Annotated in this window: 12 protein-coding genes; 7 read left to right on the top strand and 5 right to left on the bottom strand. The window is 72.3% G+C overall.

The annotated features are described in order from the left end of the window. Positions 1-193 precede the first annotated feature (193 nt). From KBX26_RS13520 to KBX26_RS13510, 3 genes are all read right to left on the bottom strand, one after another. Positions 194-1,381 (bottom strand): mechanosensitive ion channel family protein, encoded by a 1,188-nt coding sequence (locus KBX26_RS13520; protein WP_210863720.1) that lies wholly within the window; start codon positions 1,379-1,381, stop codon positions 194-196. Positions 1,382-1,464: 83 nt separating this feature from the next. Then, the gene (locus KBX26_RS13515) at positions 1,465-2,286 is read right to left on the bottom strand and encodes a DUF1206 domain-containing protein (RefSeq protein WP_030334933.1); all 822 of its coding nucleotides are present in this window, start codon (positions 2,284-2,286) and stop codon (positions 1,465-1,467) included. A gap of 59 nt (positions 2,287-2,345) precedes the next feature. After that, positions 2,346-2,711, bottom strand: coding sequence for a hypothetical protein (locus KBX26_RS13510; RefSeq protein WP_210862680.1), 366 nt, complete (start codon positions 2,709-2,711; stop codon positions 2,346-2,348). Between the two features lie 96 nt (positions 2,712-2,807). Between KBX26_RS13510 and KBX26_RS13505 the strand changes: the two genes are divergently transcribed. Together KBX26_RS13505 and KBX26_RS13500 are read left to right on the top strand one after the other, a co-directional pair. Continuing rightward, positions 2,808-4,034 carry a cysteine desulfurase-like protein gene (locus KBX26_RS13505; protein ID WP_030334937.1) on the top strand — a complete coding sequence of 409 codons (1,227 nt, stop codon included), beginning with the start codon at positions 2,808-2,810 and terminating at the stop codon, positions 4,032-4,034. Then, positions 4,031-4,318: a GNAT family N-acetyltransferase gene (locus tag KBX26_RS13500; protein ID WP_030334940.1), complete on the top strand. Its 288-nt coding sequence runs from the start codon at positions 4,031-4,033 to the stop codon at positions 4,316-4,318. The genes KBX26_RS13505 and KBX26_RS13500 overlap by 4 nt, the downstream gene beginning before the upstream one ends. 9 nt (positions 4,319-4,327) lie before the next feature. Here KBX26_RS13500 and KBX26_RS13495 read toward each other — a convergent pair whose 3' ends face one another. Continuing rightward, positions 4,328-5,815: a glycoside hydrolase family 3 protein gene (locus tag KBX26_RS13495; protein WP_030334942.1), complete on the bottom strand. Its 1,488-nt coding sequence runs from the start codon at positions 5,813-5,815 to the stop codon at positions 4,328-4,330. Positions 5,816-6,032: 217 nt separating this feature from the next. Between KBX26_RS13495 and KBX26_RS32745 the strand changes: the two genes are divergently transcribed. The 4 genes from KBX26_RS32745 to KBX26_RS13480 all read left to right on the top strand — a co-directional run bounded on the left by KBX26_RS32745 (position 6,033) and on the right by KBX26_RS13480 (position 9,496). Further along, complete coding sequence (locus KBX26_RS32745; RefSeq protein WP_256443624.1) at positions 6,033-6,158, top strand: hypothetical protein; 126 nt, start codon at positions 6,033-6,035, stop codon at positions 6,156-6,158. Positions 6,159-6,245: 87 nt separating this feature from the next. Continuing rightward, positions 6,246-7,196 carry a TIGR03557 family F420-dependent LLM class oxidoreductase gene (locus tag KBX26_RS13490; protein ID WP_210865555.1) on the top strand — a complete coding sequence of 317 codons (951 nt, stop codon included), beginning with the start codon at positions 6,246-6,248 and terminating at the stop codon, positions 7,194-7,196. A gap of 76 nt (positions 7,197-7,272) precedes the next feature. Then, positions 7,273-8,904 carry a RecQ family ATP-dependent DNA helicase gene (locus KBX26_RS13485; RefSeq protein ID WP_210865554.1) on the top strand — a complete coding sequence of 544 codons (1,632 nt, stop codon included), beginning with the start codon at positions 7,273-7,275 and terminating at the stop codon, positions 8,902-8,904. 88 nt (positions 8,905-8,992) lie between these two features. Then, positions 8,993-9,496: a hypothetical protein gene (locus tag KBX26_RS13480; RefSeq protein WP_210865553.1), complete on the top strand. Its 504-nt coding sequence runs from the start codon at positions 8,993-8,995 to the stop codon at positions 9,494-9,496. Here the strand turns inward: KBX26_RS13480 and KBX26_RS13475 are convergent. After that, positions 9,486-11,075 (bottom strand): MFS transporter, encoded by a 1,590-nt coding sequence (locus KBX26_RS13475; RefSeq protein ID WP_210865552.1) that lies wholly within the window; start codon positions 11,073-11,075, stop codon positions 9,486-9,488. The genes KBX26_RS13480 and KBX26_RS13475 overlap by 11 nt on opposite strands. An 83-nt stretch (positions 11,076-11,158) precedes the next feature. Here KBX26_RS13475 and KBX26_RS13470 point away from each other — a divergent pair, with 83 nt between their 5' ends. Then, positions 11,159-11,920 carry a TetR/AcrR family transcriptional regulator gene (locus KBX26_RS13470; protein WP_210861116.1) on the top strand — a complete coding sequence of 254 codons (762 nt, stop codon included), beginning with the start codon at positions 11,159-11,161 and terminating at the stop codon, positions 11,918-11,920. Positions 11,921-11,923: the final 3 nt, after the last annotated feature.

The raw sequence follows: 11,923 nt of genomic DNA, 5'->3' as shown, positions 1-11,923 counted from the left end.
ATCATGAGGTTGGCGGGGACAAATCAGGCGTACGCACCCGTCAGTCCCATGATCGTCGGGGTCTGCCGGGCAAGATCGCGCTTGATCCTGGTTGTAGGGGCCTCGACCGCTGTGGAGGCCACTACAACCAGGAAGTTGCACGATCTTCCGGGGCGCGCGGGGCGCGGGCGGGGCGCGCGGGCGGGGCGGGGTGCTACTGGCGGGATTCGTCGGGGCCCACGAAGGCTTCGCTGCGGGCGTCGCCGTCGTCGCTGCCGCCGAAGACCCGGGCGTCGTCGGGCGCCTCGGTGTCGGAGGGACGCCGGGCCGGGCGCCGCGGCTGCACCCACTGCCAGGACAGGTTGCTGGTGGAGTCGCCCAGCTCGGTGCGCAGCCGGGGCATCGCGGTCGGGCGGTTGTCCCGGATCCAGGCGACCAGGTGCTCCCGCACGAGGCAGCGCAGGTCCCACAGACTGCCCGCGTCGGCGGCGCTGACCAGCGCGCGCAACCGCACCGTCCCGCCGGTGGCGTCGGTGACCTGGAGGACGCAGACCCGCCCGTCCCACAGCTCGGTGCCCTCGACGAGTCGGCGCAGCTCCTCACGCATGGTCTGCACCGGCACCGCCCAGTCCACGTCGAACTCGGCGGTGCCGAGCACCGCCGCCTCGGTCCGGGTCCAGTTCTGGAACGGCTTGCTGGTGAAGTACGAGGTGGGCAGGATCAACCGTCGGTCGTCCCAGATCTGCACCACCACGTAGCTGAGGGTCAGCTCCTCGATGCGCCCCCACTCCCCCTCCACGACGACCACGTCGTCGAGCCGGACGGCGTCGCTGAAGGCGAGCTGGAGGCCGGCGAAGACGTTGCCGAGCAGGCTCTGTGCGGCGAGCGCGGCCACCACACCGACCACACCGGCGGAGGTCAGCACACCGGCGCCGATGCCCCGCACGCTGGGGAAGGTCATCAGCATCACGCCGACGGTCAGGATGACGATCACCGCGATGGTCAGTCGGCGCAGCATCACCACCTGGGTCCGTACCCGCCGGGCGTGCCGGTTGTCGGGCACGTCGACCCGGAACCGGGCCAGCGCGGTGTCCTCCACGACGACCAGCAGGCAGGCGACCAGCCAGGCCAGTGTGGCGATGACACCGAGGATGAGCAGGTGCAGCAGGAGCCGCCGCCAGCCCTCGCCCACCGCGTACCCCGTGGTGAAGCGGACGGCGAACTGCACGGCGAGGACCGTCGCGGCGACCTGGAACGGGCGGTGCGCGTGCTCGGTCAACTCGGTCAACAGCAGTGACCGGCGACCGAAACGCCGGGTCAACCGGTGGACGACCTCGACCAGGAACAGGGCGACCGCCGCCGCGACGAGCGCGGCGACGGCCGTTTCGAGATAGTTCTGCACGGCTTCGGTGCTCCCCTTCAACCAGACGTCGGGCACTCCGGGCAAAAGCCCAAGAGTGCCCGACGGCCTAGGAATCGACCAGTTCAGACCTTGCGGTACCGGGACTGGAGGAAGCAGTAGACGCCGAAGGCGGCGATGCCCAGGGCGACCAGGGTCAGCAGGAACGTGCCGTACGACTGCTCACGCAGGGTGTGCAGCGCGGCGTCCAGACCACGGGCCTTCTCCGGGTCGTAGTTCACCGCGGCCACGATGACCAGCAGACCGGCGATGCCGTACGCGACACCCTTGGCCACATACCCGGCCATGCCCAGCCGGCGGGCCAGCTGGCGGGTCTTCGGGTTCATCTCGCCGGTCTTCAGGTGCTTCTCGAACTTCTTGAGCGCGCCGTAGATCACCAGGCCGACACCGATCGCGGCGAGCACCAGCCCGGCCAGGCCGACGAGCCAGCGGCCACCGCTGGAGGTCATCAGCTTGCCGGTCAGCGCCTCCTGCTGGTCGGCGCTGTTCGACCCGGCGTCGGAGAAGACCTTGAAGGCGGTCCAGGCGAAGTAGAGGTAGACGATGGTCCGGCCGGCCGACGCGAGCCGTTCCATGACCCGTTCCTTGCCGCGCTCGGCGCGGTGCCCGACCGCCGCCTCCAGCCCCTGCCAGATCGCCATCGCGAGCAGGCCGATCGCGACGGCGATGACGAGGAACTTGCCGAGGGGCTGTTGGGAGAGGGTACGCAGCGCGCCGGACTGGTCGCCGTCGTCGGACGACGTGCCGAACGCGATCTGCAACGCCAGCCAGGCGAAGAGCAGGTGCACGATGCCGTAGCCGATGAAGCCGGCCCGGGCGAGGAGTTCCAGCCACCGGCTGTCCGCCGTACGGGAGGCGGTGGCTTCGGCGTTACGGGTAAGTGACATGGCGCCACAATCTCCGTTTACGAAGATTTCCAAACGTCGGCCACCGCCGCCCGCCCGGGTCAGCTCCCCGGGTTACGCGATACGCGGATCTTGATCTGCTGGTCGGTGACGCTGTCCAGGGTCACCGCGAAGCCGCCGGCCTCGGTGGCCTGCTGCCCGGTGGTGAGGGTGAGCTGCTCGCCGGCGACCTCGACTGTCACCTGGTCGCCCTCGGCGCCGACCAGCTTGGCCTCGACACCGAGGATGGTGGCGCTCGCGTCGACACCCCGCTCGAAGGTGACGGTGCAGGCGTCCAGCCCGCAGTCGGTGGAGGCGCCCTGGGAGCTGCACCCGGCGAGCACGGCGAGGCCGAGCGCCACACCGGCGAAGAGACCGGCGGCGCGGCGGACGGAGGGCATGGGCATGGTGGCGGGTTGGTTCGTCACCTCGCCAAGAGTACGAGACGCCCGCGATGTCACAGTCGATCGGTGATCACCCGGTGGCCGGACGGTGTCGCGGGAGCACCGGCTAGGGTCCGGGACATGCCGTTCGACATCGCCCGTACCCGGGCCGCGTACCCCGCCCTGACCGAGGGCTTCGTCCACTTCGACGGTGCCGGCGGCACCCAGACCGCGGCCGGTGTGATCGACGCGGTCACCGCTGCCATGCGGATGGCGGTCGGCAACCGCAGCGCCGCCAACGTGGCCGGCCGCCGGTCGTTGGAGCTGGTGGCCGAGGCCCGTTCGGCGGTGGCCGACCTGCTCGGCGCCGACCCGGCCGGGGTGGTGCTCGGCCCGAGTGCCACAGCGTTGACGTACACCATGGCCCGCACGCTCGGCGCGACCTGGCGCCGGGGTGACGAGGTGGTGGTCTCCCGGCTCGACCACGACGCGAACGTGCGGCCGTGGGTGCAGGCGGCCGAGGCGGCCGGCGCGACGGTGCGCTGGGCGGAGATCGACCGGCAGACCGGCGAGCTGCCCGCCGCCCAGTACGCCGACCTGGTCGGCGAGCGGACCCGGCTGGTGGCGGTGACCGCCGCCAGCAACGCCATCGGCACCATGCCGGACGTGCCGGCGATCGCCAAGACCGCGCACGCGGTCGGCGCGTTGGTCTACGTCGACGGGGTGCACTCGGTGCCGCACGTCCCGACCGACCTGACCTCGCTCGGTGCCGATGTGCTGGTCACCAGCGCGTACAAGTGGTCCGGGCCGCACCTGGCGGCGATGGTGGCGGACCCCGCTCTCTGGGCGACGCTGCGCCCGGCGAAGCTGCTGCCGTCCTCCGACGCGGTGCCGGAGCGCTTCGAGTACGGCACGCCGAGCTTCCCGCTGCTGGCCGGGGTGGCCGCCGCGGTGGATCACCTGGCCGGGCTGGATCCGGACGCGGTCGGGGACCGGCGGGCCCGGCTGCGGGCCGGGCTGGCCGCCGCCCAGGCCCACGAGGAGGCGCTGCTGGACCGGCTGCTCGCCGGGCTGGCGCAGCGCCCGGCAATCACCGTCTACGGCTCGCCGGCCCGGCGCTGCCCGACGGTCTCGTTCCGGGTCGCCGGGATGTCACCAGCGGCCGTCCAGGAGGCGTTGGGCGCCGCCGGGCTCTGTCTCTCCGTCGGCGACTACTACGCCTACGAGTACTTCCATCTGATGGGTCTGCGCGACAGCGGCGGCGCGGTGCGGGCCAGCATCTACCACTACAACACCGCCGACGAGGTGGACCGGTTGCTGGGCGAACTCGACGCGCTGGCCGACGCGGCGGGGAGAATGGCCGGATGAGCACCCTGGTCGAGGACAACCCGGCGAAGCACCGTTTCGAGATCCTGGTCGACGACGCGCTGGCCGGCTACACCGCGTACCTGATGCGCGGTGAGGTCCTGGTCTTCACCCACACCGAGGTGGACCGGGGCTTTCAGGGCAAGGGGGTCGGCGGCGCGCTGATCCGCGGCACGCTGGACCAGCTCCGGGCGCGCGGTGCCACGGTGGTGCCGCAGTGCCCCTTCATGGCCGCGTTCATCGACAAGCACCCCGAGTACGCCGATCTGGTCGCCGACCTCCCGTAGCCGGGCGGGTCAGCGGGCGCCGCTGAGCACCTCGGCGGCGGCCCGTCCGCTGGCCCGGGTGGCGCTGTGGGTGGCCAGGTGCACCGCCCCGGTGACCAGCTCGGGCACGCCCAACTCGACCACCACCGCGTCCGGGCGGACGGCCAACGCGCGGTGCACGGCGGCGCGCATCCAGTCGTGGCGGTGCAGGTCCCGGACGACCAGGACCAGCGGCCGGGTGCCCGCCCCGGCGCCCGGGTCCGCCGGCACGTCGGGTTCGGCGTAGCGGACGGTGCTGGTGCCGGGCAGCAGCTCGCCCAGCGGCCCGCCGATGCCCCAGGGGGTCTCGGCGCCGATGGCGATGTTGCGCAGCGGCTCGAACTCGACGACGTGTGCGGCGCTGGTCAGTGGCAGCGCGCCCGTCGCGCCCGGGGCGGCGGTGACCCGGACGGCCCGGCGGGCGGCGACCAGCCCGACGTCGGCAGCGCGCGCCGCGGCGGAGCCGGTGCCCCGGGCGGCCACCGTCCAGGCGGCGAGTTGACCGACGCGCTTGGCGGCCTCGGCGAGCCGTTCCTCGGGCAACTCGCCGGAGATGACGGCGGCCACGATGGCGTCGCGCAGCTCGCGGGCGGCCTGCTCGTCGGCCCGTTCGCCACCGATGCAGATCGCGTCGGCACCGGCGGCGAGGGCGCGGACCGTCGCACCGGCGAAGCCGTACCGGTCGGCGACCGCGCGCATCTCCATCGCGTCGGTGACCACCACGCCGGAGAAGCCCAGCTCGTCGCGGAGCAGGCCACCGAGGATGCGCTGACTCAGCGTCGCCGGCAGCTGCGGGTCGAGCGCGGGCACCAGCAGGTGACCGGTCATCACCGCCTGCACACCGGCGGCCACGGCGGCGCGGAACGGGGCCAGTTCGCAGGCGTCCAGCCGGGCCCGGTCGGCGGTGATCCGGGGCAGGTCGTGGTGTGAGTCGACGCGGGTGTCGCCGTGCCCGGGGAAGTGCTTGGCGCAGGCCGCGACGCCGCCGGCCTGGAGCCCGCGGACCCAGGCGGCGGTGTGTCGCGCGACCAGCGTCGGGTCGGTGCCGAAGGAGCGGACACCGATCACCGGGTTCGCCGGATTGGAGTTGACGTCGGCGTCCGGGGCGTAGTTGAGGGTGACACCGGCCGCGGCCAGTTCGACGCCGAGGTCCCGGGCGACGGCCTCGGTCAGCGCCGGGTCGTCGACAGCGCCGAGGGCGAAGTTGCCGGGCCGGGAGCTGCCGTGGACCGACTCCAGCCGGGTGACGTCGCCGGCCTCCTCGTCGATCGCCACGATGACGTCCGGCCGTTCCGCGCGCAGCGTCGCGGTGAGCGCGGCCACCTGCTCGGTGTCGACGACGTTGCGGGCGAAGAGCACCACCGAGCCGAGGCCGTCGCCGAGCCAGCGGCACACCCACGGCGGCGGGGTCGTGCCGACGAAGCCGGGTTGCAGGACGGCGGCGGCGAGCGCCCGGAGGTGCCCGGTGGTCGTGGTCACCGCGCCCCCTCGCAGTGGCCGACGTCGATCGCCGACGACGGTGCGCCCCCGTCGACCCGCTGGTTGCGCTCGCTCATGCGGCCCCCGTACCCCATCTCTCACGCGCCCTCGGCGCACCGCCACCGGCAGGCGGTCCTGCCATGGTCACACTGAGCGATTCAATAGTCAATAAACCTTACAGTTGCCTGGCGGCCCGCTCCCCGGGGAGAGTGCGGGGATGGATCCCGTCCCGCTGGCCGACGCGACGAGCCCGGCCGACATCCCCGGCGTACGCCTGCTCGGCCTGGTGGTCGGCGCTCTGCTGCTGCTCGCCGCGATCCGGGCGATGTTCGGTCGACGCTGACCCGGTCCACGGCGAGCACCGGTGTGACCCGGCCCCACCGGGGTACGGCTCTGCCCATCAGCAGTCCGCGCGCCGAAGGGGTAAGTCATGAAGATCGGATACTTTCTGTCCAGTGAGGAGTTCACGCCAGCCGAGTTGCTGGAGCAGGCGCGCGGTGCCGAACGGGCCGGCTTCGAGGCGCTGTGGATCTCCGACCACTACCACCCCTGGGTGGACGCCCAGGGCCAGAGCCCGTTCGTCTGGTCGATGATCGGCGCGCTCAGCCAGGTCTGTTCGCTGCCGGTGACCACGGCGGTGACCTGCCCGACGGTCCGGATCCACCCGGCCGTGATCGCCCAGGCGGCGGCGACCAGCGCGGTGCTGCACGGCGGACGGTTCGTGCTCGGCGTCGGCACCGGCGAGGCGCTCAACGAACACATCTTCGGCGACGCCTGGCCGCAGGCCGACGTCCGGCTGGAGATGCTGGAGGAGGCCGTCGAGGTGCTGCGCGCGCTGTGGGGCGGCGACTTCGTCAGCCACCACGGCAAGCACTACACGGTGGAGCAGGCCCGGATCTACACGCTGCCCGACGCTCCCCCGCCGATCTACGTCTCCGGCTTCGGACCGAAGGCGATCGACCTGGCCGCCCGGATCGGCGACGGCTACGTCAGCACGATGCCCGACGGTGAGATGGTCCGGCGCTTCCGCGAGAACGGCGGCGGCGACAAGCCGTGCCAGGCCGGCTTCAAGGCGGCGTACGCCGACAGCGAGGACGAGGGGATGCGGATCGCGTACGAGCGCTGGCCCAACGCCGGGGTGCCGGGTGAGCTGTCCCAGGTGCTGCCCTCGCCGCGGCACTTCGAGCAGGCCAGCGAGCTGGTCAGGCCGGAGATGCTGAAGGAGGCGTTCGTCTGCGGCAACAGCGCCGACGCGCACCTCGAAATGATCGACAAGTACGCCAAGGCCGGCTTCGACGAGGTCTACGTGGCCAACACCGGCCCGCACTACCAGGGACTGTTCGACCTCTACCAGCGCGAGGTCCTGCCCCGGCTGCGCTGAGCTGCGGGAGGCAGCCGAGCCCATGATCGCCCGAAGGCGTTTCGGGAATCATGGGCTCGGGTACCTCCGGCCCTCGATGAAACTGTCCACGCACTCGATGACGTTGCGCCGCGCGGCCCGCAGTCTTTTCGGCTGGAAGGCGCTGCGGCCCAACCAACTGGCCGCCATGCGCGCGGTGATGAAGCGGCGCGACGCCCTGGTGGTGTTGCCCACCGGCGCCGGCAAGTCGGCGATCTACCAGATCCCGGCCAGCCTGATCCCCGGCCCCACGGTGGTGATCTCCCCCCTGCTGGCCCTCCAACAGGACCAGATCGCCTCCCTCAACGAGCGGCAACGCCCGGAGCTGCGGGCGGTGCGGATCAGCTCGAACGAGTCGCCCACCCAGCAGGCGGAGGCGATCACCGAGGTCCGCGAGGGCCGGGCGGAGTTCCTCTTCATCACCCCGGAACAGCTCAGCAACCCGGAACGAATGGCCGAGGTCGCGGCGCTGAAGCCGGCGCTGGTGGCGATCGACGAGGCGCACTGCATCTCGGCGTGGGGCCACGACTTCCGCCCCGACTACCTGGCGCTCGGGCACCTCATCGACGGCATCGGCCGACCGCCGGTGGTCGCGTTGACCGCCACCGCATCCCCTCCGGTCCGCGACGACATCATCGCCCGGCTGCGGCTGCGCGAGCCGGAGGTGGTGGTCTCCGGGCTGGACCGGCCGAACCTGTTCGTCGAGGTCGCGCACTGCCCCACCGAGGACTACCGGTGGCGGCGGCTGATCGCGCTGCTCCAGGACGACGAGCGGCCCGGGATCATCTACGTGCCGACCCGTCGCGCCGCCGAGGAGTTGGCCACCCGGTTGACCGACGCCGGCTTCCCGGCGCAGTTCTACCACGGTGGGATGGCGGCCGGCGCGCGCGCCGAACTGCACGAGGCGTTCCTCGCCGACCAGGTCCCCATCATGGTGGCGACGTCGGCGTTCGGCATGGGCATCGACAAGCCGAACATCGCCTGGGTGGTGCACATGGCGCTGCCGGACTCACCGGACAGCTACTTCCAGGAGATCGGCCGGGCCGGGCGCGACGGGCAACCGGCCCGGGTGCTGCTGCTGTGGCAGGCCGAGGACGTGGGCCTGCAACGGTTCTTCAGCGGCGGCCTGCCCGACGTCGACGAGCTGCGCGACCTCGCCGCGCTGCTGCGCAAGAAGGCGGCCACCAAGACCGAACTGCGCGAGAGCACCGGCCTCGGGCCGCGCAAGCTGGGCCAGTACCTCTCCCTGCTGGAGCAGATCGGCGCGGCCGAGCCCCGCGCCCGGCAGCGCATCGGCGCGCCCCGGTACTCCCCCACCCCGGCCGACGCCGCGGCGGCGGCGCTGGCCGAGGCGGAGCGCCAGCAGACGGTGACCCGGTCCCGCACCGACATGATGCGCGCCTTCGCCGAGACCCTGGCCTGCCGCGGGCAGACCCTGCTGGCGTACTTCGGTGAGCAGATGACGCAGGTCTGCGGGCACTGCGACAACTGCCACAACGGCACCAGCGTGGCCGACCAGGGCGCGGTCGGGCCGTTCCCGGTGCACAGCCAGGTGCGTCACCCCGAGTGGGGCCCCGGCCTGGTGCTCTCCTACGAGGACGACAAGATGACGGTTCTCTTCGATGAGGTCGGGTACAAGACGTTGTCGGTGCGCGTGGTGTCCGAACAGGGCCTGCTGACCCTGGACTAGCCTGACCCGGGCACCGGTCTCGGGCCCGGTGGATCGACCAAGCAGAGCACCGATTGATCAAGCAGAGCAGGGCGGAAGGGGCGTTGCCGTGATCGAGCAGCCGGCGTACACCGGGTTCGGGTTCTCCGACGAGGAATGGGGGCTGCTGGTCGGCCTCCCGCAGTCGGTGCTGACCGCGGCGAGCGCCGCCGAGTCCGACGGCACCCGCCGGACCATGGCGGAGAACGCGGCCGGGCTGGAGACCATCGCCGCCGGCCGGGAGTCGGCCAGCCCGCTGGTCGCCGCCGTGGCCGGTGAGATCGTCACCCGGGTCGGCGACCCGGAGACCGGTGAGGAGCTGCCGGTCATCGCGCCCGCCGACCCCGGGGCCTACCTCGACGACGTGCTGCTGCGGGCCGGCGAGGCGGCCGAACTGCTGGCCGCGCGGGTCGACGAGGGTGAGGCCGGCGCGTACAAGCACTGGCTCGTGAAGATCGCCGAGCAGGTGGTGGGCGCCGCCTCCAGCGGTGGGTTGCTGGGCATCGGCGGCGAGTCGGTCAGCGACTCCGAGCGGCGTTTCCGCGACCGACTCGCGCACGTGCTCATCGACTGACCGACGACAACGAGGTGTCGGCCGGACCGGTCGGCTCGGCGGCCAACGCCGCGGAGTCGGCCGGTCGGACGCCGCGCAGCGCGGCCAGCGCGGTGACGGCGCCCAGCAGCATCACCGCCATGGCGGCGTACGCGGCCAGGTGCAGCCCGTCGGTGAACGCGACCCGGGCGGCGTGCAGCAGCGCGTCGGCCAGTTCCGCCGGCAACCCCTGGGCGACCGCGAGCGCACCGCCCAGGGTCTCCTGGGCCGCGTCGCCGGCGTCGGTGGGCAGCCCGGCGGGCAGGCCGTCGACGATCTCGCGGCGGTAGACCGCCGCGCCGACGCTGCCCAGGATCGCCATTCCCAGCGCGCCGCCCAGCTCACTGCTGGACTCGGTCAGCGCCGACGCGACACCGGCCTGCTCAGGCGGCGCCGCGCCGAGGACCAGCTCGGTGACGAGGGACATCACCATCACCAGGCCGCCCGCGTAGACGCTGGCGCCGACGAGCAGCAGCCACAGCGGCGTCTCCGGCGTGACCCGGGTCAGCACCACGAAGCCGACCACGGCGATGCCGAAGCCCGCGCCGATCAGGTACGCCCGCTCGACGCGCTGGGCGAGGGCTGCGGCTGCCGGCGCGACCCCGCCCACCGCGAGCGACGGCACCAGGCTCCACAGTGCCGCCCGCAGCGGGCTCAGGCCGAGCACCAACTGGAGGTGCTGGGTGGTGAAGATGGCGAATCCGACCAGGGCGAACATCGCCAGCAGGTTGACCGCGAGCGACCCGGCGAAGCCGCGTCGGCGGAACAACGCGAGGTCGACCATCGGGTACGCCCGGGTCCGCTGCCGGTGCAGGAAGAGCGCGCCCACCAGCACACCGCCGACGATGGCGAGCACCCGCAGCGGGCTGACGCCGTCGCGGGCCATCTCCTTGATGCCGTAGATCACCGGCAGCAGCGCGCCGAGCGACAGCGCCGCGCTGATCAGGTCGAACCGCCCGGTCGCCGGGTTGCGGAACTCGGGCACCAGCAGCGGGGCGAGCAGGAGCAGCATCAGCATCGCCGGGATGTTGATCAGGAAGATCGAGCCCCACCAGAAGTGCTCCAGCAGGATGCCGCTGAGCACCGGGCCGAGGGCGATGCCGCCGGTCAGGGTGGCGGTCCAGACGCCGATGGCGGTGCCGCGCTGCTTGGCGTCGTGGAACATGTTGCGCACCAGGGCCAGCGTCGAGGGCATCAGGGTGGCGCCACCGACGCCGAGAAGGGCGCGGGCGGCGATCAGCGTCGCGGTGCTGTCGGCGTACGCGGCCAGCAGCGACGCCGCCCCGAACGCGGTGGCACCGATCAGCAGGAGCCGGCGTCGGCCGATCCGGTCACCCAGAGCGCCCATCGTGATCAGCAGCCCGGCCAGCACGAAACCGTAGATGTCGAAGATCCAGAGCTGCTCGGTGGCGCTGGGGCGCAGCTCCGCGCTGATGAACGGGACGGCGAAGTAGAGCACCGACACGTCCATCGAGACCAGGAGCAGCGCCAGCATCAGCACCGCGAACCCGATCCACTCCCTCCGGCCGGCGCGCGCTGCCGGTGTGGTGGTGGTCTTCATGATCATCCTTCTTTCTGCGTATGCCATACGCTGTTATGCGTAGACCATACGCAGAACTAGGATGGCGAGGCAAGGGAGGAAATGTGGCGGCGAAGACAGACGACAGCGGGCCCGTACTCCCGCCGGCCATCGAGAGCGCCTGGGGGCTGCGGGAGCGACCACCCAAGGGGCCCCGGCCGGGAATGAGCGTGCCCACCATCGTGGACGCCGCGGTCCGGGTGGCCGACGCCGACGGCCTGGCCGCCGTGTCGATGAGCCGGGTGGCCAAGGAGCTGGGCGCCGCGACCATGGCCCTCTACCGGTACGTCGGCTCGAAGGACGAACTGCTGATGCTCATGGTGGACACCGGGTACGGCCCCTCCCCCGGCCCGCCCGGCCCGCGCGACGACTGGCGTACCGGCCTCACCCGGTGGGCCTGGGCCGAACACGAGGTGCTGCGGCGACGGTCCTGGCTGCTGCACGTCCCGATCAGCGGCCCACCGATCACCCCGCAGCAGCTCGGCTGGATGGAGGACGGGCTGCGCTGCCTCGACGGCACCGCGCTCGGCGAGAACGAGAAGATGTCGGTGCTGCTGCTGATCACTGGGTACGTCCGCAACGAGGCAACCCTCACGTCGCAGATCGCCGAGGGCAGCCGGGCGGCCGGCGTCGAGCCCGCCGAGATGATGCCCGGGTACGCCCGGCTGGTGGGCCGGCTCATCGACCCGGCCCGCTTCCCCGCGCTGCACCGGGTGCTCAGCGCCGGCGTGCTCAGCCAGGACGACCACCCCGACGACGAGTTCGCCTTCGGTCTGGACCGGATCCTCGACGGCGTCGAGGCGCTGATCCAGCGCCGAGCGGGCTAGGGG

It is taken from the genome of Micromonospora sp. C97 (genome assembly GCF_018070385.1).
Taxonomy (GTDB): domain Bacteria; phylum Actinomycetota; class Actinomycetes; order Mycobacteriales; family Micromonosporaceae; genus Micromonospora; species Micromonospora parva.
This window is presented reverse-complemented; position numbering and strand designations above follow the sequence as displayed.